This is a genomic window from Bradyrhizobium japonicum USDA 6, from assembly GCF_000284375.1.
Taxonomy (GTDB): domain Bacteria; phylum Pseudomonadota; class Alphaproteobacteria; order Rhizobiales; family Xanthobacteraceae; genus Bradyrhizobium; species Bradyrhizobium japonicum.
Genome location: NC_017249.1, coordinates 4845949 through 4871543, shown reverse-complemented (window position 1 = coordinate 4871543; position 25595 = coordinate 4845949). Strand labels below are relative to the sequence as shown.

The 25595-nt window shown below is 64.8% G+C and carries 25 protein-coding genes; 1 reads left to right on the top strand and 24 read right to left on the bottom strand.

Going from position 1 to position 25595, the window contains the following annotated elements; translation table 11 throughout:
• Positions 1–67: 67 nt before the first annotated feature.
• Genes BJ6T_RS23075 through BJ6T_RS23055 form a run of 5 tightly spaced genes read right to left on the bottom strand, consistent with a single transcriptional unit; the run spans position 68 to position 5481 of the window.
• On the bottom strand, positions 68–1120 hold the full coding sequence (locus tag BJ6T_RS23075) for an ABC transporter ATP-binding protein (RefSeq protein ID WP_014494880.1): 1053 nt from the start codon (positions 1118–1120) through the stop codon (positions 68–70).
• On the bottom strand, positions 1113–2093 hold the full coding sequence (locus tag BJ6T_RS23070) for an ABC transporter ATP-binding protein (RefSeq protein ID WP_014494879.1): 981 nt from the start codon (positions 2091–2093) through the stop codon (positions 1113–1115). Before BJ6T_RS23070 ends, BJ6T_RS23075 begins: the two co-directional genes overlap by 8 nt.
• The gene (locus BJ6T_RS23065; RefSeq protein WP_014494878.1) at positions 2090–2911 is read right to left on the bottom strand and encodes an ABC transporter permease; all 822 of its coding nucleotides are present in this window, start codon (positions 2909–2911) and stop codon (positions 2090–2092) included. The genes BJ6T_RS23070 and BJ6T_RS23065 overlap by 4 nt, the downstream gene beginning before the upstream one ends.
• Entirely contained in the window at positions 2908–3831 is a 924-nt protein-coding gene (locus BJ6T_RS23060) for an ABC transporter permease (protein ID WP_014494877.1), read from the bottom strand. Before BJ6T_RS23060 ends, BJ6T_RS23065 begins: the two co-directional genes overlap by 4 nt.
• Positions 3832–3891: 60 nt before the next feature.
• Positions 3892–5481, bottom strand: coding sequence for an ABC transporter substrate-binding protein (locus BJ6T_RS23055; RefSeq protein WP_028170233.1), 1590 nt, complete (start codon positions 5479–5481; stop codon positions 3892–3894).
• A gap of 258 nt (positions 5482–5739) precedes the next feature.
• Here BJ6T_RS23055 and BJ6T_RS23050 point away from each other — a divergent pair, with 258 nt between their 5' ends.
• Entirely contained in the window at positions 5740–6615 is an 876-nt protein-coding gene (locus BJ6T_RS23050; protein ID WP_225894895.1) for a hypothetical protein, read from the top strand.
• 13 nt (positions 6616–6628) lie between these two features.
• On the opposite strand, the gene mtnK is transcribed toward BJ6T_RS23050, so the two are convergent.
• The 19 genes from mtnK to BJ6T_RS22955 form a co-directional block, all read right to left on the bottom strand.
• Positions 6629–7915 carry an S-methyl-5-thioribose kinase gene (gene mtnK, locus BJ6T_RS23045; protein ID WP_014494874.1) on the bottom strand — a complete coding sequence of 429 codons (1287 nt, stop codon included), beginning with the start codon at positions 7913–7915 and terminating at the stop codon, positions 6629–6631.
• 89 nt (positions 7916–8004) lie between these two features.
• Positions 8005–8352, bottom strand: coding sequence for a hypothetical protein (locus tag BJ6T_RS23040; RefSeq protein ID WP_014494873.1), 348 nt, complete (start codon positions 8350–8352; stop codon positions 8005–8007).
• A gap of 45 nt (positions 8353–8397) precedes the next feature.
• Positions 8398–8673 carry a DUF1467 family protein gene (locus BJ6T_RS23035; RefSeq protein ID WP_014494872.1) on the bottom strand — a complete coding sequence of 92 codons (276 nt, stop codon included), beginning with the start codon at positions 8671–8673 and terminating at the stop codon, positions 8398–8400.
• Between the two features lie 11 nt (positions 8674–8684).
• Positions 8685–9089: a methylmalonyl-CoA epimerase gene (gene mce, locus BJ6T_RS23030; protein ID WP_014494871.1), complete on the bottom strand. Its 405-nt coding sequence runs from the start codon at positions 9087–9089 to the stop codon at positions 8685–8687.
• A 41-nt stretch (positions 9090–9130) separates the two neighbouring features.
• A complete protein-coding gene (locus tag BJ6T_RS23025) occupies positions 9131–10801 on the bottom strand; it encodes a ribonuclease J (protein ID WP_014494870.1) in 1671 nt (556 codons plus the stop codon).
• A complete protein-coding gene (locus tag BJ6T_RS23020; protein ID WP_014494869.1) occupies positions 10801–11607 on the bottom strand; it encodes a biotin--[acetyl-CoA-carboxylase] ligase in 807 nt (268 codons plus the stop codon). The genes BJ6T_RS23025 and BJ6T_RS23020 overlap by 1 nt, the downstream gene beginning before the upstream one ends.
• Position 11608: 1 nt before the next feature.
• On the bottom strand, positions 11609–13045 hold the full coding sequence (gene nuoN / locus BJ6T_RS23015; RefSeq protein WP_014494868.1) for an NADH-quinone oxidoreductase subunit NuoN: 1437 nt from the start codon (positions 13043–13045) through the stop codon (positions 11609–11611).
• A 22-nt stretch (positions 13046–13067) separates the two neighbouring features.
• A complete protein-coding gene (locus BJ6T_RS23010) occupies positions 13068–14576 on the bottom strand; it encodes an NADH-quinone oxidoreductase subunit M (RefSeq protein ID WP_014494867.1) in 1509 nt (502 codons plus the stop codon).
• Complete coding sequence (nuoL, locus tag BJ6T_RS23005) at positions 14577–16655, bottom strand: NADH-quinone oxidoreductase subunit L (RefSeq protein WP_014494866.1); 2079 nt, start codon at positions 16653–16655, stop codon at positions 14577–14579.
• A gap of 8 nt (positions 16656–16663) precedes the next feature.
• Positions 16664–16972: an NADH-quinone oxidoreductase subunit NuoK gene (gene nuoK, locus BJ6T_RS23000; RefSeq protein ID WP_008136131.1), complete on the bottom strand. Its 309-nt coding sequence runs from the start codon at positions 16970–16972 to the stop codon at positions 16664–16666.
• Positions 16969–17607 (bottom strand): NADH-quinone oxidoreductase subunit J, encoded by a 639-nt coding sequence (locus BJ6T_RS22995; RefSeq protein WP_014494865.1) that lies wholly within the window; start codon positions 17605–17607, stop codon positions 16969–16971. Before BJ6T_RS22995 ends, nuoK begins: the two co-directional genes overlap by 4 nt.
• 9 nt (positions 17608–17616) lie before the next feature.
• Complete coding sequence (gene nuoI, locus BJ6T_RS22990; RefSeq protein WP_014494864.1) at positions 17617–18111, bottom strand: NADH-quinone oxidoreductase subunit NuoI; 495 nt, start codon at positions 18109–18111, stop codon at positions 17617–17619.
• A gap of 7 nt (positions 18112–18118) precedes the next feature.
• Positions 18119–19186: an NADH-quinone oxidoreductase subunit NuoH gene (gene nuoH, locus BJ6T_RS22985; RefSeq protein ID WP_014494863.1), complete on the bottom strand. Its 1068-nt coding sequence runs from the start codon at positions 19184–19186 to the stop codon at positions 18119–18121.
• Between the two features lie 4 nt (positions 19187–19190).
• Positions 19191–21266, bottom strand: coding sequence for an NADH-quinone oxidoreductase subunit NuoG (gene nuoG, locus BJ6T_RS22980; RefSeq protein WP_014494862.1), 2076 nt, complete (start codon positions 21264–21266; stop codon positions 19191–19193).
• Between the two features lie 5 nt (positions 21267–21271).
• Complete coding sequence (gene nuoF / locus BJ6T_RS22975; RefSeq protein ID WP_014494861.1) at positions 21272–22597, bottom strand: NADH-quinone oxidoreductase subunit NuoF; 1326 nt, start codon at positions 22595–22597, stop codon at positions 21272–21274.
• A 15-nt stretch (positions 22598–22612) separates the two neighbouring features.
• Positions 22613–22813 (bottom strand): hypothetical protein, encoded by a 201-nt coding sequence (locus BJ6T_RS22970; protein WP_014494860.1) that lies wholly within the window; start codon positions 22811–22813, stop codon positions 22613–22615.
• Positions 22813–23424 carry an NADH-quinone oxidoreductase subunit NuoE gene (nuoE, locus tag BJ6T_RS22965; RefSeq protein ID WP_014494859.1) on the bottom strand — a complete coding sequence of 204 codons (612 nt, stop codon included), beginning with the start codon at positions 23422–23424 and terminating at the stop codon, positions 22813–22815. Before nuoE ends, BJ6T_RS22970 begins: the two co-directional genes overlap by 1 nt.
• Before the next feature lie 10 nt (positions 23425–23434).
• On the bottom strand, positions 23435–24397 hold the full coding sequence (locus BJ6T_RS22960; RefSeq protein ID WP_014494858.1) for an FkbM family methyltransferase: 963 nt from the start codon (positions 24395–24397) through the stop codon (positions 23435–23437).
• Positions 24397–25593, bottom strand: a complete 1197-nt coding sequence (locus tag BJ6T_RS22955; RefSeq protein ID WP_014494857.1) for an NADH-quinone oxidoreductase subunit D — start codon at positions 25591–25593, stop codon at positions 24397–24399. The genes BJ6T_RS22960 and BJ6T_RS22955 overlap by 1 nt, the downstream gene beginning before the upstream one ends.
• Between the last annotated feature and the right edge of the window lie 2 nt (positions 25594–25595).

Here is a 25595-nt window from a genome sequence, read left to right as displayed (position 1 = left end):
CAGACCGGACGTGACTAGCGGGCCGCTAGAGCGACGCTTTTGACCGCGACGGACGCGCCTTCCATCCCTAGGGATGCCCGCCCTCGGTCGAAGCCAATTGCGTCTGCCCCGCAATCTCGTCCGCCCGCCAGCACCTCACCTCATGTCCATCGGCGCGCGTTTCCAGCACCGGACCGGGCTCGTGACGACACACGGCCTCCGCGTACCGGCAACGCGGGCTGAAGGCGCATCCGTTCGGCGGATTGAGCGGGTTGGGAAGGTCGCCGCCTGTCGTCGCCAACGGCGCATGACGCAGCGGATCGGGGATGGCCGCGATCAGGGCTTGCGTATAGGGGTGCGCCGGCCGTTCGAAGATTTCGCGCCAGTGGCCGTTCTCGACAATGCGGCCGAGATACATGACGGCGACGCGGTCGCTCATGTGCTCGACGACGCCGAGGTCGTGGCTGATCATGATGTAGGAGAGACCGAGCGTGTCCTTCAATTCCAGCAGCAAATTGATGATCTGGGCGCGGATCGAGACGTCGAGCGCCGATACCGGCTCGTCGCAGATGACGATCCTGGGATTGAGGATCAGGGCGCGCGCAATCCCGATGCGCTGGCGCTGGCCGCCGGAGAATTCGTGCGGATAGCGGTCGGCCTGTTCCGGCCGCAGGCCGACATGCCGCAGCATCGTCGCAACACGGTCCTCGATCTCGCTTTTCGCGGTCACGCCATGCACACGCAGGGGATCTTCCAGCGTGCGGCGGACGGTCTGGCGTGGGTTGAGCGAGGCGTAAGGATCCTGAAAGACGATCTGCACGGTGCGGGCCAGCGACTTTCGGTCGCCGGACTGCCTGTTCGTCACCACCTGCCCGTCCAGCACGATGCGGCCGCGCGTCGGCGTCAGGAGCCCCAGGATCGACAACGCGACGGTCGACTTGCCTGAGCCGGACTCGCCGACGAGGCCGAGGCATTCGCCTCGTCTCAGGCTGAGATCGACACCGTCGACGGCACGGAGCACCCGCCGGCTGCGGCCCAGCAGGCCGCCCCCCATCGGAAAATGAACCGCGAGATCCTCGATGCTGAGAATGAGATCGTCGTCCGACCTCGCTTCACCCCGCATGTCTTGCGGCTCATGCATGGTGGTAACACCGGACGAAACCGCCGGTCTCCAGCAAATCCGTCTGCGGCGCAACCGTGCGGCAAATCTCGGTGGCCTGCGCACAGCGCGGATTGAACCGGCAGCCATCCGGGAAATTCGTGATGGCCGGAACCACGCCCGCGATCTCCTTGAGCCTGGTGCGGCCGAGCGCGGCCCGGCTGCCCAGCCGGGGCAGCGAGGCGACCAGGCCCTGCGTATAGGGATGCGAGGGCGCCCGGAAGATATCGGCCGAGCCACGCTCCTCGACGATGCGGCCGGCATACATGACGGCGACACGGCGGCAGACATTGGCGACGAGGCCGAGATCGTGGCTGATCATCAGGATCGCCGTCCCCCTCTCGGCGCACAGATTGCGCATCAGCTCGATGATTTCGGCCTGCACGGTCACGTCGAGCGCGGTGGTCGGCTCGTCGGCGATCAGGAGGTCCGGACCGCATGCGAGGGCGATGGCGATCATGACGCGCTGGCGCATGCCGCCGGACAGCTGGTGCGGGTAATCGTTGACGCGCCGCTCCGGTGCGGGGACGCGGACGCTCGCCAGCGCCTCGACCGCGAGCTGGTTGGCTTCCCGCCAGCTCTTGCCCTTGTGCAGCACGAACATCTCGGCGATCTGCCGGCCCACCGGCGAGACCGGGTTCAGCGCCGTCATCGGCTCCTGGAAAATCATGGCGATGCGATTGCCGCGAAGCTCCCGCTGCCTGGCCGCGGAAAGGTGCTGGATCTCCCGCCCCTCAAACCGGATGACGCCGCCGCCGATCGACAGCGGCTGCCGCAACAGGCCGATCAATGCGAGCGCCGTGATGCTCTTGCCGCAGCCGGATTCGCCGACCAGCCCGAATGTCTCGCCTCGATCGATGCGGAACGAGATGCCCTCGGCCGCCGCGACGCGCCTCGCTCCGTCGTCGAGATCGATGCGCAAATCCTCGACTTCGATCAGCGGCGCGCCGGTCATGTCCGCCGGCTCCGCGACTGGGGATCGAGAATGTCGCGCAGGCCGTCGCCGAGCAGATTGAGGCCGAGCACCGTCAGGAAGATGGCAAGGCCCGGAAAGACCGAGAGCCACGGCGCCGTCGTGATCTGCTCGCGCGCATCCGACAACATGCTGCCCCAGCTCGGAAAGGGCGGGCGGACGCCGAGGCCGAGGAACGACAAGGCAGCTTCGGACAGCACCGCGCTGCCCATGCCGAGCGTCCCGATGACGACGATCGGCCCTAACATGTTCGGCAAGAGCTGCGTGACCATGATCCGCAGATCGCCGTAGCCGAGCACGGTCGCCGCCTGCACATAGCCCTGGCTCCTCAACGACAGCGCCGAGGCCCGTGCGATCCGGCAGGTAAAGGACCAATTGGTCAGGCCGAGCGCGATCAGCAGGCTCGTGAGGCCGGGGCCAAGCACCGCCATGATGGCGAGCGCGAAGATCAGCGAGGGGATCGCGAGCATCAGATTTGTCAGGCCGTTGACGAAATCATCCCACCAGCCGCCCCAATAGCCCGCGCTCAAGCCGAGCGCGACGCCGATGACGCTGTTGATGAGCTGCGAGACGATGCCGACGGTCAGCGAGACGCGGGCGCCGTAGACGACGCGGGAATAGATGTCGCGGCCCTGGTCGTCGGTGCCGAACCACCAGGTCCAGCTCGGAGGCTCCTCCGCGTTCATGAGGTTGGCGTCCAGGACGGGATCGGTGTGCGCCAGCCAGGGCGCGAGCAGGCCGACCAGGATCGCGAGCGCGAACAGCACGCCACCGATGACGAGATTGGCGCGGAGCTTCATGCGTATCTGATCCTGGGATCAATCACGCCGTAGAGCACGTCGATCAGCAGATTGATCGCGAGAAAGGCCAGCACCACCACGAGAATGGAGCCCTGGACGGCGGGAATGTCGCGCTGGAGCACACTGTCGACGAGCAGCGAACCGATGCCCGGCCAGGAGAACAGTTTCTCGACCACGACCGCCTGCCCCATCAACCCGCCGAACTGAAGGCCGACGGTGGTGAGAATGATGACGAGCGCGTTGCGCATCACATGCCACTTCACCACACGCGTCTCGCTCATGCCCTTCGAGCGCGCGGTACGGACGAAGTCGGCGGTCATGATCTCGAGGACCGCGGCGCGCGTCGTGCGGGCAAACAGCGCCATCGGCGAGACGCCGAGCGTCACGGCCGGCAGCAGCAGATATTTCAGCCCTCCATCGCCATAGCCGAAGCTCGGCAGCCAGCCGAGCTTCAACGCAAACAGATACATCAGCACCAGCCCGAGCCAGAATTTGGCAATGGAAAGGCCCGATACTGCCACGACCATGGCGAGCGTATCGACGATGCCCCCGGGCTTCAGCGCTGCAATGAAACCAAGGGGAACCCCGATCAGAATCGCTAACGCCATCGCTGCGAAGATGAGCTGCAGCGTCGGCCAGGCCCGTTTGGCGATCATGGTGGTGACCGGCTCGCGCGTCCGGAACGAGGTGCCGAAATCACCTGTCGCGAGCTTGGCGATGTAGGCGCCGAAACGCCAATAGACCGGGTCGTCGAGGCCGAGCTGCTTCTTCATGCGCAGCTCGACCTGGGGATCGCTGTCGTCGCTCATGCTTGAGACGATGCTGCCGGGAACGACGCTGAACAGCACGAACACCAGCAGCACGACGGCGAGCACGGTCGGAATGGTTTGCAGGAGACGGCGGAGCAGGAACGAGAGCATCCAGGCTTTTCCTCTCTCCCCCCACCGCTGGTCGCGATGGAGGGAGCGCGAGAGCGCATGTCACTTCGCGGGCGAGGTCTCGTCGACCCAGAGGTCCTCGACGTTCTGATGGGTCAGCTCCGTCGCATTGAGCTGAACGCCCTTGAGCCACGGCTGCACCGCCATGACCGCCTTGTTGTAGTTGAAGAACCAGACCGGCGCTTCCTCATAGAGCAGCGCATTGGCCTTTTGCAGCAGCTCGGTGCGCTTTGCAGGATCGTCGGCCTGCCCTGCCGCATCGATCAGCTTGTCGAAGTCGGCATTCTTGTAGTTCATGTAGTTGCAGGCCGGCTGCGGCGTCGAGGAGTGGAAGCATTTGAGCGCGGCCTGCGGATCCGGGCCGGTCGCCTGGGAATAGATGAAGGCCTGATAGTCGCCGCTGCGCACCACCTCGGCCAGCACCGCGGTTTCGACCTGCTTGACCTTCGCCTTGATGCCGACCTTGTCCAGCATCGGGATCACGGCCGAGACGATCGGCAGGCCCCAGCTCTCATTCTGGCTGGTGGTCCATTCGAATTCGAAGCCGGAGGGATAACCGGCCTCCGCGAGCAGCTGCTTGGCCTTGGCGGGATCGTAGGGGTAAGGCTTCATCGCCTTGTCGTAGGCTGGCGATGTCAACGGCAGCCAGCTGGTGGCGCGATAGGCCTTGCCCTTGACCAGCTTGTTGATGATCAGGTCGGTATCGATCGCGTAATTGATCGCCTGCCGGACGCGCTTGTCGGTGAACGGCTTGAACGCGGGATTCATGCCCATATAGCGCGTGAAGACCTCGGCGACCTCGACGATGGTGCCCTTGAGGTCGGCGTCGGACTGATAGGCGACGTATTGCGCAGGTCCCAGCACCGAGGTGTCGATCTCCTTGTTGCGGAAGGCGACGTCGCGCGCCGCGGCCTCGCCCATGATCGACACGATGACCTTGTCGGCGTAGGGCTTGCCCGGCTTGTAGAACCGGTCCCACCGCTCCAGAACGATGCGCGATCCCGGCACGTGCTCGACGAATTTGAAGGGACCGAGACCGATCGGCTTCTGGATGAAGCTCTCCTTGGCGGCCTCGTCGGCGGGATAGATCGAGGTCAGCGCGGTGAAGAAGTAGAATCCCGGATCGACTTTCTCGGTCAGCTTCATTTCGAGGGTGAAGTCGTCGATCTTCTTCAGGCCGGAGATCTCCTTGGCCTGGCCCTTCTCGACCGCGGCCGCGCCCTCGATGACACGGACAAAACGCGCGCCGGGATAGGCCTTGGTGCCGTCCATGATGCGGTTGTAGGACCAGATGACGTCGTCGGCCGTCATCTTGCGGCCGTTATGGAAATAGGCGTCGTCGCGCAGCTTGAAGGTGTGAACAAGACCGCCGCCCGAGACCACGTCCTCCTTGGCAAGCTCCAGAACCGGTTTGCCCTCCGCGGAATTCCAGATGTAGAGCGACCGGTGCAGGGCCTTGGCGTAGATCTCGTCCTGGGCGCGCTGCGTGGTGTGAATGTCGAGGCTCGTGAAACTCGAACCGTAGGGCGCCGTCATGCGGATGGTTCCGCCCTTGCGCGGTGTCTGGGCCTCCGCCGAGGTGGCGAGCGCCAGCCCCAAACCAGCGACGATCGCGATCATCCTGAACATCATGTGTCCCCCAACAACGCAGGCATTCCGATCAGGGATTTGATCATTCGTAGCCCATCGAACGCAAGCTTCGTTTTGATGGCAGCCGATGCCGGTTCCTCAGGCAGACTTTCAACGGGTGAGGTTGCATCCGACCGGGTGCTGCAAGCCACCGATTGACGCGGTGCATCATCGACCGGCCTGGCGCGGTGAACATTTTTCGCAATCGACGCGACCAAGCTCAGGATCGTTATCCGAGCCCCAGGGATCGCGGAAAAAATGATGCGCCGAATGTTAGGTATCCTGCTCGCGGGCAGTCTGGTCGCCGCGACAGCCCTGCTGGCGGGGCCAGTCGCCGCAAGCCTCGGCCGGCAGAACGACACCATCCAGTTCGGCTGGAGCCGCACGTCCGGCCCCAACAACTATGTCGACCAGACGTGGTGGGGGATCCGAGGCCACGGCACCCCGGACAATTTCGCCGAGCGACTGCTTTCGATCCCTGTCGCCATCCTGGCACGGGGTACGGGCGCGAGTTTCGAGACGAAACTTTCCGAAAACACCGGCCTGCCGCTGCCAGAGGGCTGGGCGCTCGCGACGGCGAAGAATTCGCCGCTGATCAGGTCGGTCTACGCCGAGACGCCGCGCGATCTCGCAGCCGTGCTCGGCTTCTATCGCACCGAGCTCGGCGCGCGCGGCTGGACGGAGAACGACGACGCGGTCGTGGCGCCGGACCGGGCCGTGATCGCGTTCACGACGGCCCATGGACCCGCCCTGCTCAGGCTGTCACGCCAGGACGGCAAGACAATCTCCGAACTGTCGCAACGCAAGCGGGCGGTCGCGACGGCCGGCCTCAGGTCGAAGCCGGGGCAAGCGAAGCTGATGCTCGGCAACAAGACGGACGACGATGCAGTCATCACCGTCGACGACCAGACCGTCAAGCTGGCCGCGCACGCCGGCGAGAAGCTGGCGAACTCCGACGACGCGGCAGGCGAGCTGCCTGATAGCCAAAAGCTCGATCTGCCGCCCGGCAGGTACAAGGTCACGCTCAAGGCCGACGGCAGTGCGGCAGAGAGCCGGGAATTCGAGGTCGCGGCCAACGAGACCTGGGGCCTGCTGGCCGGCACGGACGGCGTCCTGCTGCCGATGCGGCTTTATTGAAGCGCATCGGCCTCTAGCCGTTCGCAAACTCCGGCATCCAGTCCCGCAGCTTTTGCGCAGCGCCCGTGATGTCGGCGATCGTCCCAAATTCCCCGGTCTCCACCATCATCGCCCGCGCGAGCCGCACGGCGCGGGCCTCGCTGATCGCGCGCTTCTTCGGGTCCTCGATCAGCTCGAAGTCGATGTTGTGGGCGAGGCCGAAGATGCGGCGGATGGTTTTGGCGGCGGCGAAGCCGACGGTGTCGGCGAATAGCCGCTGCATGTAGGCCTGCCGCTCGGCCTCCAGCCGCGCGGCGCCCCTCTCGCCGGCAAAGAGCGTGACCGGATAGGCATCACCGGTGGCGCCAGCGCGCCAGAGATCAAGGAACTTGCGGGCGAACTCGCTCCAGACTTTCTCGACCGTCTCCAGCACCCAGCTTTCGAACGCCTGCCGCTCGCCCGGCATACGCTCGTGACCGGCCGAGGCAAAATAGGCCATCAGGAGGTTCGCGAGCACGGCGCCGACGTCGAATCCCATCGGGCCGTAGAACGCGAATTCGGGATCGATCACGCGCGTCTGGCTCTCCGTCACCATGATCGAGCCGGTGTGGAGATCGCCGTGGAGCAGCGCCTCGGGGCTTGCCATGAACTTCAGCTTCAGCCGGGAGATCGCGACATGCAGCTCCATGTCATCGCGCAGCTCTGCGGCCAGGCCGTCGAGATAAGGCGCGGTCCACCGGTTCTGCTCGGCAATGCGGTAGGGATCGGTGAAGATCAGGTCCTCGGTGATCTTGCAGAGCGCGTGGTTGCCGGCAAAGGCGGCGATGCCCTGCTTCTTCTCGGCCGCCGACAGGGCGAGGTCGGAGGTGAAGAACAGGGTGCGCGCCATGAAGGTGGTGATGTCGTCCACGAAGCCGGGATATTGCGTTGCGGCGACCATCCCCTTGCGCATGATGATGTGGGGCTCGAGCAGCTCCATCACCGTCAGCGCCAGCGTCTCGTTGTGGTGCAGCAGGGCCGGCACGAGGCCGGGCGCGAGCTGGGCCTGCTTCGACAAGGCGAGATATTCGTAATGGGCCCGGGACAGCGGCAGCGGCCAGCTCTCGCCGACGAGGCGGACATAGGGCAGCGCCTGCTTCACCGCGACGCCGCCGCGTGTGCCCTTGACGATGAAGACGAGATTGAGATTGCCGTCGCCGACCTCTGTGATCCCCCAGGCGGCCGGCTCGCCGCCGATGAGTGCCTTCAGGTCGGGAATTCCCGCGAAATGGTCCCGCAAGGCCGCCTCATGCAGAATCCGGTAGTCCCCCACTTCGGCCATGACGATCCCACCCCATCGTATTTGAGCATGATCTTATCGGAAAACCGCTTCGCACTTTTCCGGATCATGCTCTTGGCATGGCCGGATCGTTACTCCCGCTCCAGGAAGCTCGAGCCGATCTCGGCCTTTCTTTTGATGGGATCGTAATCACAATAGACGCTGTCCGCCACCAGCGTGTAGCTGGCGCTGACGGTGTATTTGTCCAGCTTGACCGAGTTCAGGCCGATCACCGAGGTGCTCTTGCCCCCGTTCCACTTGAACGGCGTCGAGCTCTTGGCCTGCTCGCAGGCCATCACGGCTTCGTTGAAGACAGAGCCCTCGACGAACGCCTTCAGCGTTCGGACCTGCACGGCCATCTTCCACTCGAAATAGCCGATGGCGCCAAGGCCGGCGACGATCAGCACCAGAAGCGCGATGACGATCCGCTGAAAAGTCATTCGTTCCCCCAACAACGATTTAACCAGGAAATCCCAGCAAGAAACCTAAAACGGCATGCCCATCAATTTCGACAAGCGCTCGATCGAAAGATAGCCGGCATGATAGGCCGCGATGCCGATCCCGTAGATGATCGCCGAGATGATCGTGGTCCAGATCAGCTTGCCTCCCATCCGCGTCAGGATCGGTGCGCCGGGGTCGGTGCCGGGCGCACCGACGCCGTCCTCGTGCTGGCTGCGCACGCCGAACGGCAGCGTCAGAAACAGCGCGATCCACCAGATGACGAAATAGATCGCAAGCGCGGTCGATATCTGGATGGCCATGATCCGGCGCCCTACGCCTGCTCGATTTCGACCAGCGCCCCGGAAAAATCCTTCGGGTGCAGGAACAGCACCGGCTTGCCGTGCGCGCCGATCTTCGGCACGCCGTCGCCGAGCACCCGCGCGCCCTCCTTCACCAGCGTATCGCGCGAGGCGATGATGTCGACGACCTCGTAGCAGATGTGATGGATGCCGCCGTCGGCGTTGCGCTCGAGGAACTTCGCGATCGGCGAGCCCTCGCCGAGCGGCTCGATGAACTCGATCTTGGTATTGGGCAGCGTCGCGAACACGGTGGTGACGCCATGCTCGGGCAGCGCGACCGCCTCCGAGATCTGCGCCCCGAACGCCGCGCCGTAGATCTTCGCAGCCTTGATGGCGTCCTTGGTCGCGATCGCGACGTGGTTGAGGCGACCCAGCATGTTTCTTCTCCCTCAGCGCATGATCCGAAGACCATGCTCAACTACACCGTCAGGACGTGTACCAGACAGGGGGGCTTTTTGCCCCAATGTTCGTTGATGACGGCCCGGACAGCGCGTCGCACCGACTCAGCCAGGGCATCCGCATCGCGGCGGCGGGCCTTCGGCAAGCCCTCGATGGTGGAGACCACGGCGTCGAAGACGATGTCGTCGAAGGGCTCGCCGTCCCGGTTCTTGTCGGGAATGCCGACGAGATCGACCTCGGGATCGTCGGCAAGCTCGCCCTGCTCCGTCATCGCGACCGCGACGAAGGCGCAGCCGGAGAAAGCCATGCGGCGGCGCTCGACCACGGCGCGGGACTTGGAGTCCTCCAAGATCGTGCCGTCCTTGTAGAGACGGCCGGAGGGCACCTCGCCGATGATGCCGGGATCGCCCGGGCCGAGCTTGATCAGGTCGCCGTTGCGAACGACCAGCACGCGCGGCACGCCGGCGGCGCGCGCGAGCTTGGCATGCTCGTTCAGGTGCAGCGCCTCGCCATGGACGGGGATCAGGAGCTGCGGCTTGGTCCAGGCGATCATGTCGCGCAATTCGTCGCGGCGGGGGTGGCCGGAGACGTGGACCAGATGGTCGCGGTCGGTGAGGACCTCGACGCCCTGCAGCACCAGATTGTTGATGATCGAGCCGACGGCCTTCTCGTTGCCCGGGATGGTGCGCGAGGAGAAGATCACGCTGTCGCCGCGGTTGAGCGTGATCTCGGGATGGTCGTCATTGGCGATGCGGGCCAGTGCCGCGCGCGGCTCGCCCTGGCTGCCGGTGCACAGCGCCAGCACCTTGTCCTGCGGAAGATGGCCGTAGACCTCGGGCGAGCGGAAGTTCTGCACGCCGTCGAGATAGCCGGTCTCGCGCGCGACCTGCACCACGCGCTCCATGGCGCGGCCGACCACGACGACCTCGCGATCGGCGGCCCTGGCCGCGGCGGCGACGGCCTTGATGCGCGCGACGTTGGAGGCGAAGGTCGTCACCGCGACGCGGCCCTTGGCGGCCTTGACCAGATCGATGATGGTTCGCGCGACCTCGGCTTCCGAGGGCGAGCGGCCGTCACGCACAGCGTTGGTGGAATCGCCGATCAGGGCGAGCACGCCCTCCTCGCCCAGTTCGCGCAGCCGCTTCTCGTCGGTCGGGCTCCCGAGCGTCGGGGTCGGGTCGATCTTCCAGTCGCCGGTGTGCAGCACCGTGCCGGCATCAGTATGGATCGCCAGCGCGTGCGCCTCGGGAATCGAATGCGCGACGGGAATGAACTCGACGTTGAACGGGCCGATATCGACGCGGCCGCCCGACGGCACCACCGTCACCGGGATCTTTGGCGCGTTGCGCTCGGCGGCGCATTTGGCCTCGAACAGCGCCGCGCTGAACTGGGTGGCATAGATCGGGCATTTCAGCTTCGGCCAGAGGTCGATGATGGCGCCGAAATGGTCCTCGTGGGCGTGGGTGAGCACCAGGCCCATCAGGTTCTTGCGTTCCTTCTCCAGGAAGCTGATGTCGGGCATGATCAGGTCGATGCCCGGCAGATGCTCCTCGTCGCCGAAGGAGACGCCGAGATCGACCGCCAGCCAGGCGCGCTGCTGGCGGTTGCCGAGGCCGTAGATCGACAAATTCATGCCGATCTCGCCGACCCCGCCGAGCGGCGCAAATACCAGTTCGTCAGGCTTCGCCATCACGCAGCTCCCACGGAGGCGGCCGAGCCGAAGAACACCTCGCCGGCCGCCACCGGGAGGCGTCGGCCGTCAGCGGTGCGGACGATCAGGCAGCCGGTGTCGTCGATCGTGTCGAAAATGCCTTCCAGCGTCATGGTTCCCATATTGATCGCGACCCGTTCGCCGAGGCCGCAGGCGCGCTCCAGCCACAGCTTGCGGATCTCCGCAAAGCCGCGGCCATTGTCCCAGATGCCGAGGAACTCGACCCAGGCGTCGGAGAGCGCCGAGAACAGCTCTTCCGCGCTGATCTGGACGCCGAGCGCGGCCAGCGAAACGGCCGGCGTCGGCGTGCCCTCCGGCGCCGCCACGACGTTGGTGCCGATGCCGACGACGACGGCGAGACGATCGCCGACGGCCTCGGCTTCGAGGCCAATGCCAACCAGCTTCTTGCCGCCAGCGAGGACGTCATTCGGCCATTTCAGGGCGTATCTGGGTCGGTCAGGACCAAGCCGCAACGCGACCTCGAGGCTGACCTTCTCCAGGGCAGCCTCTTCCGCAAGCCCCGCCGCAAACCCGATGGTGGCGGCAACCGCAGGCGCAATATCCAGCACCTCGAGGACGCTGGCGGCGAGATTGCCCTTTGGCGCGATCCAGGCCCGCTGGCGCCGACCACGGCCGGCGGTCTGGTCGGAGGTGACGAACCACATCGGGCCGGGTTCGCCGGCCCGTGCGCGCTCGATCGCGTCGGTGTTGGTCGAGCCGGTCCGTTCGAACGCTGCGAGCTTGTAGCCCGCCGAGAGTGCGCGAGGACCGAGCGCGAACCCCATCCTAAAACAGCGACTTTGCAGCGGCGGAGGCGACGCTCACCACCGGGCCCGCGAACAGCGCGAACAGGATGTTGAACAGGCCCGCGACCGCCAGCACCGTCTTCACCTCGACGCGCACCGGATCGACCTGGCCGGCCGGCTCGTCGAAATACATCGTCTTGACGATGCTGAGATAGTAGTAGGCACCCACCACGCTGGTCAGCACGCCGATGACGGCGAGCGTGAACAGGTTCGCCTTGATGGCGGCGACGAAGACGTACCATTTGGCAAAGAAGCCGGCGAGCGGCGGGATGCCCGCGAGCGAGAACAGCAGCATCGCGAACATGAAGGCGAGCAGCGGATTGGTCCGCGACAGGCCGGCGAAATCGCTGATCTGCTCCACCGCCTGGCCGTTGCGCTTCATCGCGAGGATGATCGAGAACGAGCCGAGCGTCATCGCCACATAGATCACGATGTACATCAGGACGCCCTGCGCGCCTTCGACCGTGCCGGAGGCGAGGCCGACCAGGGCGAAGCCCATGTGGCCGATCGAAGAATAGGCCATCAGGCGCTTGATGTTGGTCTGGCCGATCGCGGCGAAAGAGCCGAGCGCCATCGAGGCGATCGCCACGAACACCAGGATCTGCTGCCACTGCGAGACGATGCCGGGGAACGCGGTCAGCGTGACGCGGGTGAAGACGGCGAGCGCGGCCACCTTCGGCGCCGAGGCGAAGAAGGCGGTGACCGGGGTCGGAGCGCCCTCGTAGACGTCGGGCGTCCACATGTGGAACGGCACGGCCGAGACCTTGAAGCAGAGGCCGGCGAGCAGGAAGACGAGGCCGAACACCAGGCCGATATTCGAGACCGTCGCGGCTGCCGCGATGCCGGTGAAGCTGACCGTGCCGGTGAAGCCGTAGACCAGCGAGGAGCCGTACAGCAGCATGCCCGACGACAGCGCGCCGAGCACGAAGTACTTCAGGCCCGCTTCGGTCGACTTGGCGTTGTCGCGGTTCGAGGCTGCCACGACATAGAGCGCGAGCGACATCAGCTCGAGGCCGAGATAGAGCGAGATCAAATCGCCGGCCGAGATCAGCACCATCATGCCGAGCGTCGAGAGCAGCACCAGGATCGCGTATTCGAAGATCCGGCGCGACGGGTCGGACAGGAACTCGGTCGACAGCACCAGCGTCACCGCCGAGCCGATCAAGGCCAGGATCTTCATGAAGCGGGCAAAATCGTCGACGATGAAGCTGCCGCCGAAGGTGACGTGCTTGCCAGCGGGCTGCGCGTAGACGAGCACGCCGACCACGACCAGCAGCAGGACCGCAAGCGTCGTGACGGTCCTGGTGGTCCCCTGCCCGCGATAGGCCCCCAGCATCAAGAGTGCCATCGCGCCGACCGCGAGCACAATCTCGGGCAGCACCGGCGCCAGTTGATAACCTGCAGTCTCAAAGCTCATGGCGATATCCTGACCTGCCCGATCACTGGAGCAGTGCGGCGGCCTTCACGGCCGTCACAGCGGTGTTGTAATTGTTGACGAGTTGCTGGACCGAGACGGCCGACATGTCGAGCACCGGCTTCGGATAGACGCCGAACAGGATTGTCAGCGCGATCAGCGGGAACAGCGTCACGCACTCGCGGAAAGTGAGATCCTTCATGCTCGCCAGCGACGGCTTGACCAGCGCCCCGAACACGACCTTGCGGTAGAGCCACAGCGCATAGCCCGCCGACAGGATCACGCCTGTCGTGGCGAAGAACGCCGTCGGGATCGAGACCTTGAAGGTGCCGAGCAGCGTCATGAACTCGCCGACGAAGCCGGAGGTACCGGGCAGACCGACATTGGCCATGGTGAAGACCATGAAGGTCAGCGCGTAGAGCGGCATCCGGTTGACGAGGCCGCCATAGGCCGCGATCTCGCGGGTGTGCAGGCGGTCGTAGACGACGCCGACGCAGAGGAACAGCGCGCCGGAGACGATGCCGTGCGAGATCATCTGGAACACGCCGCCGGCGACGCCCTGCATGGTGCCGGCGAAGATGCCCATGGTGACGAAGCCCATATGCGCCACTGACGAGTACGCGATCAGCTTCTTCATGTCCTCCTGCATCAGCGCGACCAGCGAGGTGTAGATGATGGCGATGGCCGAGAGCGTGAAGATCAGCGGGGCGAAGTCGTGCGAGGCCAGGGGGAACATCGGCAGCGAGAAGCGCAGGAAGCCGTAGCCGCCCAACTTCAAGAGGATCGCGGCCAGGACCACCGAGCCAGCGGTCGGCGCCTCGACGTGGGCGTCGGGGAGCCAGGTGTGCACCGGCCACATCGGCATCTTCACCGCGAAGGACGCAAAGAACGCAAGCCACGCCCAGGTCTGCAGCGACCGCGGTACGGCGGTGTGCATCAAAGTCGGGATGTCGGTGGTGCTTCCGTTCCAGTACAGCGCCATGATGGCGAGCAGCATCAGGACCGAGCCAAGCAGCGTGTAGAGGAAGAACTTGAACGACGCGTAGACCCGGCGCGGGCCGCCCCAGATGCCGATGATCAGGAACATCGGGATCAGGCCGCCTTCGAAGAACAGGTAGAACAGCACGAGATCGAGCGCGGCGAAGGTGCCGACCAAAAACGTTTCCAGGATCAGGAACGCAATCATGTATTCGCGGACCCGACTCGTGACCGACTTCCAGCTCGCCATGATGCAGAGCGGCATCAGGGCGGTGGTCAGGATCACGAAGGGCAGCGAAATGCCGTCGACACCCATGTGGTAGGTGATGCCGGTGGCGAGCCAGTTCGCCTTCTCGACGAACTGGAAGTCGGCGCTCGACGGATCGAAGCGCATCACCAGGATCACCGACACCGCGAAGGTGATCAGCGTGGTCCACAGCGCGATCCAGCGCGCATTGCGCCGGGCCGCCTCGTCATCGCCGCGGCTGAGATAGACGATCAGCGCGCCAACCAGCGGCAGGAACGTCGTGACCGAAAGGATTGGCCAGGTTGTCATTTACTGGCCTCCAAAGCCGAACATGAACCAGGTGATCAGGCCGGCGGCGCCGATCAGCATGGCGAACGCGTAGTGATAGAGATAGCCGGTCTGGATCTTCACCACGTTGCGGGTGACGTCCAGCACGCGGGCCGAGATACCGTCGGGGCCGAAGCCGTCGATGATGAAGCCATCACCCTTCTTCCAGAGCTGATAGCCGATCCACTTCGCCGGACGGACGAAGATGAGATCGTAGAGCTCGTCGAAATACCATTTGTTGAGCAGGAACTGGTACAGCATCGGCTGGGTGTTCGCGAGCTCGACCGGCAGATACGGCCGGCGGATGTAGAACAGGTACGACACCAGGAAGCCCAACACCATCATCACCGTCGGCAGGAAGGCAATGGTCTCGGGGATGTGGTGCATCTCCTCGATGATGTGCGGGTTCATCTTCACGGACTCGCGGAAGAACTCCTCGACGCCGTGACCGGCGAACAGCTCCTTGAACGGGAAGCCCGCGACGATCGAGCCGACCGCGAGAACGCCGATCGGGATCAGTATCCAGAGCGGAGCCTCGTGCGCGGCCTCGTAGTGATGCTCGTCATGGGGCTCGCCGTGGAAGGTCTTGAAGATCAGGCGCCAGGAGTAGAACGAGGTCAGGCCGGCAGCGACGACCGTCATCAGGAAGCCGTACATCGCGAACGGATTATGCGAGGCGTAGGCAGACTCGATGATGGCATCCTTGGAGAAATAGCCCGCCGTCAGCGGGAAGCCCGTGAGCGCCAGCGTGCCGATCACCATCACCGCATAAGTGTAGGGGATCTTGCGCCAGAGGCCGCCCATATTGCGGATGTCCTGCTCGTGGTGCATCGCATAGATCACCGAGCCGGAGCCCAAGAACAGCAGCGCCTTGAAGAAGGCGTGCGTGAACAGGTGGAACATGCCGACCGAATAGGCCCCTGCTCCCATCGCCACGAACATGTAGCCGAGCTGCGAACAGGTCGAGTAGGCGACGATGCGCTTGATGTCGTTCTGGACGAGGCCGATCGTCGCGGCGAAGAACGCCGTGGTGGCGCCGAAGAACATCACGACGGCCTGCGCGTTCGGGGCGAGCTCGAACAGCGGCGACAGGCGCGCCACCATGAACACGCCGGCGGTGACCATGGTCGCGGCGTGGATCAGCGCGGAGACCGGGGTCGGGCCTTCCATCGCGTCCGGCAACCAGGTGTGCAGCAGGAACTGCGCCGACTTGCCCATCGCGCCCATGAACAGCAGGAGGCAGGTCAGGGTCAGCGCGTCGGCGTGCCAGCCGAGGAAGTCGATGGTCTTGCCCGTCAGGCTCGGCGCCGCATGGAAGATGGTCTCGAAATCGGTCGAGCTCGTCAGCATGAAGATCGCGAAAATGCCGAGCGCGAAGCCGAAATCGCCGACGCGGTTGACCACGAAGGCCTTGATCGCCGCCGCGTTCGCCGACGGCTTCTGGTACCAGAAGCCGATCAGGAGATAGCTGGCGAGACCCACGCCTTCCCAGCCGAAGAACAGCTGCACGAGGTTGTCGGCCGTCACCAGCATCAGCATGGCGAAGGTGAACAGCGAGAGATAGCCGAAGAAGCGCGGCCGATACGGATCCTCGTCCATGTAGCCGATGGAATAGAGGTGCACGAGCGAGGACACGGTCGTCACCACCACGAGCATCACGGCGGTGAGCGTGTCGACCCGCAGCGTCCAGTAGACCTGGAGGTCGCCCGAGAGGATCCAGGGCAACAGCGGAATGCGCATGTCGTGGTGCATGAAGCCGACATCGACCAGCGTCATCCAGGACAGCGCCGCCGAGACGAACAGCAGGGCGGTCGTGATCAGCTCGGCGCCGCGCGAGCCCGCGGCCGGCGGCTCGACCGGACCATGGTCGTGGTCATCATGACCGTGATCGTCGTGGCCATGGTCGTCATGGGCCGCCGACGCGTGCGCGTCGCCGTGGCCATGATCGCCGTGATGCTCGACCTCATCGCCCGAGGGGTTGCGGGCATGCGCGCCGAACAGCGCGATCAGGCCAGCAAGGATGGCGCCCAGCAGAGGCAGAAAGACAATCGCCTGAACCATGACTGAGCTCAGCCCTTCATCAGATTGACGTCCTCAACCGCGATCGAGCCGCGGTTGCGGAAATAGACCACCAGGATGGCGAGACCGATCGCGGCTTCCGCAGCCGCAACGGTCAGCACCAGCAATGCGAAGACCTGGCCGACGATGTCGCCGAGGAAGGTCGAGAACGCGACGAGGTTGACGTTGACCGAGAGCAGGATCAGCTCGATCGACATCAGGATGACGATGATGTTCTTCCGGTTCAGGAAGATGCCGAGGATCCCGAGCGTGAACAGGATCGCGCCGACCGCCAGATAATGTCCGAGCCCGATCGTCATTTCACCCACTCCGCCGCGTCGGCATCCGAGAGCCCCTGCCCCGGCGCCACCTTGCGCATCGCCATCGCCATCTCGGGCGTGCGCGCGTTCTGAACGTTGATGTCCTGCCGCTTCACGCTCGCCTTGTGGCGCAGCGTCAGCACGATGGCGCCGATCATGGCGACCAGCAGCACCATGCCCGAAAGCTGGAAGTAGTGGATGTACTTCGTATAGAGCACGAGCCCGAGCGCCTCGGTGTTGCTGACATTGGTCGGAATCGCCGCCGTGATCGTCTTGGAGACGCCGGGGTTGATGACCCAGAAGCCGACGGTGAGCAGCAGCTCGAACAGGAAGATGCCGCCGATCACGAGACCGACCGGCAGGTACTCGATGAAGCCCTCGCGCAGCTCGGTGAAGTCGACGTCGAGCATCATGATCACGAACAGGAACAGCACCGCGACCGCGCCGACATAGACGACGATCAGGATCATCGCGAGGAATTCGGCGCCCATCAGCACGAACAGGCCGGAGGCGTTGACGAAGGCCAGGATCAGGTACAGCACGGAGTGCACGGGATTGCGCGAGACAATCACCATCACCGCCGAGGCGACGCAGACGCCGGCGAAGAGATAGAAGAACAGCGCGGGAAGGATCATGCTCTCATCTCACCGGTACGGCGCGTCGAGCTCGATCGCTTTCGCGATCTCGCGTTCCCAGCGGTCGCCATTGGCGAGCAGCTTGGCCTTGTCATAGAAAAGTTCCTCGCGGGTCTCGGTCGCGAACTCGAAGTTCGGACCTTCGACGATGGCGTCGACCGGACAGGCCTCCTGGCAGAGGCCGCAATAGATGCACTTCACCATGTCGATGTCGTAGCGCACGGTGCGGCGGGTGCCGTCGTTGCGGCGCGGGCCGGCCTCGATGGTGATGGCCTGCGCCGGGCAAATGGCTTCGCACAGCTTGCAGGCGATGCAGCGCTCTTCGCCGTTCGGATAGCGGCGCAGCGCATGCTCGCCGCGGAAGCGCGGCGAGATCGGGCCCTTCTCGAAGGGATAGTTCAGCGTCGGCTTCGGCTGGAAGAAATAGCGCATGGCGAGGAAGAACGCCGAGACGAATTCCGACAGCAGGAGCGAGCGTGCAGTGGCGTTGACATTGATACCCATGACGGCCTCACTTCGGCGCGATGCCGGCGAAATGCAGCACGCCAGCCACCACGACCACCATCGCCAGCGACAGCGGCAGGAAAACCTTCCAGCCGAGGCGCATCAGTTGGTCGTAGCGGTAGCGCGGCACGATCGCCTTTGCCATCGCGAACAGGAAGAACATGAAGAACACTTTGAGCGAGAACCAGATGATCCCCGGCACCCAGTTGAAGGGCGGCAGGTCCACCGGCGGCAGCCAGCCTCCGAGGAACAGGATCGTGGCCATCGCGCACATCGTGACGATCGCGACGTATTCGCCGAGCATGAACAAGAGATACGGCGTCGAGCCGTATTCGACCATGAAGCCGGCGACGAGCTCGGATTCAGCTTCGACGAGATCGAACGGCGGACGGTTGGTTTCCGCCAGCGCCGAGACGTAGAAGATCACGAACATCGGGAACAGCGGCCACACATACCAGTTCAGGATGGTGAGCTGCGGCAACCCGATCAGGCTGGCGAGGCCACGCGCATGCTGGGCCTCGACGACCGCCGACAGGTTCAGCGTGCCGGCGCAGAGCAGCACGGTGATGATGACGAAGCCGATCGAGACCTCGTAGGACACCATCTGCGCCGCCGAGCGCAGCGCCGCCAGGAACGGGTATTTCGAGTTCGACGACCAGCCGGCCATGATGATGCCGTAGATCGACAGCGACGAGATCGCGAAGATGAAGAGGATGCCGACATTGATGTCGGAGATCACCCAGCCGAGATTGGTCGGGATCACCGCCCAGGCCGCGAGCGCGAGCACGCATGAGACCAAGGGAGCAAGGAGAAACACGCCCTTGTTGGCCCCGGACGGGATGATCGGCTCCTTCAGCACGAACTTCAGGAGGTCGGCGAAGGACTGCAGCAGGCCCCAGGGGCCGACCACGTTCGGGCCACGGCGGATCTGCACCGCCGCCCAGATCTTGCGGTCGGCGAGCAGGATGTAGGCGATCGCGACCAGCAGGACGACGAGCACCAGGACGCTCTCCGCGACCATGATGATCAGCGGCCAGAGGAAACCGGTCCAGAACGCGCTTTCGAAGAATTCCATCGGCTCACTCCGCTGCGGTCAGCATCTGCCCGGAGGCAAGCCGCGAGCATTCCGCCATCACGGCGGACGCACGCGCGATTGGGTTGGTCAAATAGAAGTCCTCGATCGCCGGCTTGAACGGTGCCTTCTCCGGCGAGCCGCCCTTCCCCGCCAGCTTCTTGATCTGGTCAGCGGCGCCGGCCTCGATCTGGTCGAGGCGGATCAGGTGCGGCACGGCCTTGAAGATCGCCTGGCGGAGCGCCGACAGCGAGTCGTAGCCCAGCTTCTTGCCGAGCGCCTCCGACAGGGCGCGCACGATCGCCCAGTCCTCGCGGGCTTCGCCCGGCGGGAACGCGGCACGGCCGGTCATCTGCACGCGACCTTCGGTGTTGACGTAGATCGCGGACTTCTCGGTGTAGGCGGCCGCCGGGAGGATGACGTCGGCGCGATGCGCGCCGCGGTCGCCATGGGTGCCGATATAGACGACGAAGGTGCCGTCCGACGGCTTGATCTCGTCGGCGCCGAGCAGGAACAGCAGGTCCAGCGTGCCGAAGGTTGTCATTTGCGCGGCGTTCAGGCCGCCTGCCGTCGCGAAGAAGCCGATATCGAGCGCACCGACGCGCGAGGCGGTCTCGTGCAGCACGCCAAAGCCGTTCCAGCCGTCCTTCACCGCGCCGACATCGAGCGCGAGCTTGGCGGCGGCGGCGAGAATGGCGGCGCCGTCGTGACGCGAGGCCGCGCCCGCGCCGACCAGGATGATCGGGTTCTTGGCGTTCTTCAGCACGTCCATGAAGGAGTGCTTGCCGGCCGCGAGCTCGCCGAGCGTCTCGGTGCCCGCACCCAGATGATCATAGTCGTAGGTCAGGTCGACCTTGGCGCCGATCACGCCGACCTTGAAGCCGCCGGCGCGCCAGCGCTTGCGGATGCGCGCGTTGAACACGGCCGCTTCCTTGCGCGGATTGGCGCCGATGATGAGCAGCGCGTCGGCCTGCTCGACGCCGACCAGCGTCGGATTGAAGATGTAGGAGCCGCGGCCGAGCGCGGGATCGAAGGCGTCGCCGCCCTGCACCGCCAGATTGCCCGAACCGTACTTGGCGAGCAGGTCCTTCAGCGCGAACATCTCCTCGACGCCGGCGAGGTCGCCGGCGATCGCGCCGATGCGCTTGCCGTCGGTGCGCGCCGCTTTCGCAGCGATCGCGGCGAAGGCTTCCGGCCAGCTCGCCGCCCGCAGCTTGCCGGCCTCGCGGATATAGGGCCGGTCGAGGCGCTGGGTGCGCAGGCCGTCGACGACGTGACGGGTCTTGTCGGAGATCCACTCCTCGTTCACGGCCTCGTTGATGCGCGGCAGCACGCGCATCACCTCACGGCCGCGGGTGTCGACGCGGATCGCCGAGCCGATGCCGTCCATCACGTCGATCGACTGGGTCTTGCCGAGCTCCCACGGGCGCGCCGCGAAAGCATAGGGCTTCGAGGTCAGCGCGCCGACCGGGCAGATGTCGACGAGATTGCCCTGCAATTCGGACGTCAGCGCGTGCTCGAGATAGGTCGTGATCTCCATGTCCTCGCCGCGGCCGGTGGCGCCCATCTCGGGCGCGCCGGCGACTTCCGCCGAGAAGCGGACGCAGCGCGTGCACTGGATGCAGCGGTTCATCGAGGTCTTGACCAGCGCGCCGAGGTACTTGTCCTCGACCGCGCGCTTGTTCTCGGCGAAGCGGCTGGTGTCGACACCATAGCCCATCGCCTGGTCCTGCAGGTCGCACTCGCCACCCTGGTCGCAGATCGGGCAGTCCAGCGGATGGTTGATGAGAAGGAATTCCATCACGCCTTCGCGCGCCTTCTTCACCATCGGCGAACGTGTGGAGATTTCCGGCGGCTCGCCCTTGGGGCCCGGACGGCAATCGCGCACGCCCCAGGCGCAGCTTGCGACCGGCTTCGGGCCGCCCTTCACTTCGACGAGGCACATCCGGCAATTGCCGGCGATCGACAGCCGCTCGTGATAGCAGAAGCGCGGAATCTCGGCGCCCGCAGCTTCGCACGCCTGGAGCAGCGTGTACTCGGCGGGGACATCGATCTCTTTGCCGTCGATGATGAGCTTGGTCATTCTCTCTACTCCGCCGCGACCATGTTCACGGGATCGCGGACGCCGATATCGTCGATGTCAGCCTTGTGCGAATACTGGTCGATGCGCGCTTCGATCTCGTGACGGAAATGCGCGATCAGGCCCTGGATCGGCCAGGCGGCTGCGTCGCCGAGCGCGCAGATGGTGTGGCCTTCGACCTGCTTTGTGACTTCGAGCAGCATGTCGATCTCGCGCTTGTGGGCGCGACCGTCGGCCATGCGGGTCAAGACGCGCCACATCCAGCCGGTGCCCTCGCGGCACGGCGTGCACTGGCCGCAGCTCTCATGCTTGTAGAAATAGGAGATGCGGGCGATGGAGCGGATCAAATCAGTCGACTTGTCCATCACGATCACGGCCGCGGTGCCGAGACCCGAGCGCAGCTTGCTCAGGCTGTCGAAATCCATCGGCGTGTCGATGATCTGCTCGGCCGGCACCATGCGCACCGAGGAGCCGCCGGGGATCACGGCCTTGAGGTTGTCCCAGCCGCCGCGGATGCCGCCGCAATGCTTCTCGATCAGCTCACGGAACGGAATGCCCATGGCCTCTTCGACGTTGCAGGGCCGCTCGACATGGCCGGAGATGCAGAACAGCTTGGTGCCGACATTGTTCGGACGGCCGATGCCGGCGAACCAGGCCGCACCGCGCCGCAGGATGTCGGGCGCAACCGCGATCGACTCGACGTTGTTGACGGTGGTCGGGCAGCCGAACAGGCCGACATTGGCCGGGAACGGCGGCTTCAGGCGCGGCTGGCCCTTCTTGCCTTCAAGGCTTTCGAGCAGCGCGGTCTCCTCGCCGCAGATATAGGCGCCGGCGCCGTGCGCGACGTAGATATCGAACGGCCAGCCGTTGACATTGTCCTTGCCGACGAGCTTCGCCTCATAGGCCTGGTCGATCGCGGCCTGGAGATGCTCGCGCTCGCGGATGAACTCGCCGCGGACATAGATGTAGCAGGCATGCGCGTTCATTGCGCAGCTCGCGATCAGGCAGCCTTCGATCAGGAGATGCGGATCGTGCCGCATGATCTCGCGATCCTTGCAGGTGCCGGGCTCGGATTCGTCGGCGTTGACGACGAGATAGCTCGGCCGGCCGTCGGTCGATTCCTTCGGCATGAACGACCATTTCAGACCGGTTGGGAAGCCGGCGCCGCCGCGCCCGCGCAGACCCGACGCCTTCATCTCGTTGATGATCCAGTCGCGGCCCTTGTCGATGATATTCTTCGTACCATCCCAGGCGCCGCGGCGCCGCGCGCCCTCGAGCCCCCAGTCGTGGAGGCCGTAGAGGTTCTTGAAGATGCGGTCCTTGTCCTCGAGCATTTCAGTGCTTTCCGATCAACGATTGGACTGCTTGTAGGCAAGTCCGGCGGCGCAGACTGCGAAGGTCAGCGCCCAGAGTAGGCTGCTCTCCTGCGTCGCGTTCATCACGAAGCGCTGCAGCAGGAACATGAAGGCGGCCGCGACCGCGGCGTGCATGGCGACGAAGCCCCATTTGTTCACGGCCTCGTTCCCTCCAATTGCGGGGAGATCGCCCATCAGGTGATCTCCTTCAGCGTGGTCGGCCCACCCGTCGGCGCCGAGAACTGGCGGCCGTTCTGCGGACCGGGCTTCGGCGGATTGCCCGAGGCGAAGCCGTCGAGCACCTTGCCGAAAGTTTCCTTGGTCAAATCCTCGTAGGTGTCCTTGCCGATCAGCACCATCGGCGCATTCACGCAGGCACCGAGGCACTCCACCTCTTCCCAGCTGAAATTGCCGTCCTTGGACAGATGGAACGGCTCGTGGTGGATGCGGTGCTCGCAGACGTGGATGAGATCCTCGGCGCCGCGCAGGCGGCACGGCGTGGTGCCGCAGACCTGGACGTGGGCCTTCTTGCCGACGGGAGCGAGCTGGAACATCGTGTAGAAGGTCGCGACTTCGAGCACGCGGATATAGGGCATGTCGAGCAAGTCGGCGACAGCGCGGATCGCGGCTTCCGACACCCAGCCGTCGTGCTGTTCCTGGACGCGCCAGAGGATGGCGATCACCGCGGAGGCCTGGCGTCCGGCCGGATATTTCGCGATCTGCTGCCTGGCGAATGCGAGGTTCTCCTCCGTGAACGCAAAGCTCGCGGGCTGGACTTCCTTCGGTGCTAATCGGCGAACGGACATCTCTTATCTCTCACTGCATACGGCGCGCGGTTTTCGCATTCAGGGCATCGATCCTGTCCTGCCAGAATGCGCTTGCGGTGCCGAAAACGTTGTAGCCGACATGGGTCGAGACCTTGATGCGGTCGAGGATCGACAGCTCGGTCACGGTCTCCATCCGGTTGCTGCGCGGATCGAACACGATCAGCTTCAGCGGCGTCTGTTCGAGGATAAAGCGCGACACCGCATGAGAACGGTCGCTGCCGTGCTCCTCGCACATGATGACGCTGTCGGTCTCAAGCAGCCGTGCGCCGCCCTTGATCGCCTCGATCTCGACGCCCTCGACGTCGAGCTTGATCAGGTACTTGCCGTGGGCCGCCACCTTGCCGTCGTCGATGAGATTGTCGAGCGCGAGAACGGGCACGTCCTCGCCGCCCGTCGACGGTGCACCGGCGATGCTGAAGGCCTCATGCTTGGTGCCTGTTAGCCGCGCGGTGCCGCGCGCCGCACCGATCGCGCATTTCAGCGTCTCGAAGCGGTTGCCGTTGACGCGAGCGTTGTTGGCAAGCTTCGGATAGTTCTGCCCCGACGGCTCGATCGCGATCGCCTTGTGCGATCCGAACGGCTTGCTCGAGACCAGCACCGACCAGTAGCCGTAATTGGCGCCGCAATCGAGCAGCGTGTAGTCGACGTCGATGGAGTCGGTGAACAGGACCTCCAGCTCGTCCTCGTAATTGTAGGAGCGGTTGAGCAGCTTGCTCCAGTAGCCGTCGCCGTAGGGGAATTCGAACACGGCGTCGGGATTGAGCCTGATCGCGATATTGCGCTCGGGCAGCGTCTTCCGCAGCAGGTTCGCGCAGGCGATGTAGCCCATGTGCGAGAAGTGCGAGGAGATCTTCGATCCCGTCACCAGCGCCAAGGCAGCCGTCCGCTCCCACAGGTTGGCCCCTTCAAGGGCCCCCGAGGCACGGTCAAACTGGATTGGCGCCTGCGCCATCACCGATCGACCTCTCCGAACACGATGTCGAGCGAGCCGAGGATCGCCGAGACGTCAGCTAGCAGATGGCCGCGGCAGATGTGGTCCATCGCCTGCAGATGCGCAAAGCCCGGCGCGCGGATCTTGCACTTGTACGGCTTGTTGGTGCCGTCGGAGATCAGATAGACGCCGAACTCGCCCTTCGGCGCCTCGACCGCGGCGTAGACTTCGCCGGCCGGCACGTGGACGCCTTCGGTGTAGAGCTTGAAGTGGTGGATCAGCGCTTCCATCGAGCGCTTCATCTCGCCCCGGCGCGGCGGCGCGACCTTGTTGTCCTCGACGACGACAGGCCCCTTCCCGTCGGCTGCGTTCAGCTTCTGGATGCACTGCTTCATGATGCGCACGGACTGGCGCATCTCTTCCATGCGGATCAGGTAGCGATCGTAGCAGTCGCCGTTCTTGCCGATCGGGATGTCGAAATCCATCTCGGCGTAGCATTCATAGGGCTGCGACTTGCGCAAGTCCCAGGCCGCGCCCGAGCCGCGCACCATGACGCCCGAGAAGCCCCACTCCCAGGCTTCCTTCAACGGCACCACGCCGATGTCGACGTTGCGCTGCTTGAAGATGCGGTTGGCGGTGAGGAGGCGATCGAGGTCGTCCACGACCTTCAGGAACGGATCGCACCAGGCCTCGATGTCGTCGACCAGCTTCTGCGGCAGGTCCTGATGCACGCCGCCGACGCGGAAGAAAGCTGCGTGCATACGGCTGCCGGAGGCGCGCTCGTAGAACACCATCAGCTTCTCGCGCTCTTCGAAGCCCCACAGCGGCGGGGTCAGCGCGCCGACGTCCATCGCCTGCGTGGTGACGTTGAGGAGGTGCGAGAGGATGCGGCCGATCTCGCAATACAGCACGCGGATCAACTGGCCACGGCGCGGCACCTCGATGCCGAGCAGCTTTTCAGCGGCGAGACAGAAGGCGTGCTCCTGGTTCATCGGCGCGACGTAGTCGAGCCGGTCGAAGTAAGGGATCGCCTGGAGATAGGTCTTCTGCTCGATCAGCTTTTCGGTGCCGCGGTGAAGCAGGCCGATATGGGGATCGACGCGGGCGACGACTTCGCCGTCAAGCTCCAGCACCAGACGCAGCACGCCGTGCGCAGCCGGATGCTGGGGCCCGAAGTTGATGGTGAAATTGCGAAGCTGTTCGGGTTGCTCGTTCATGA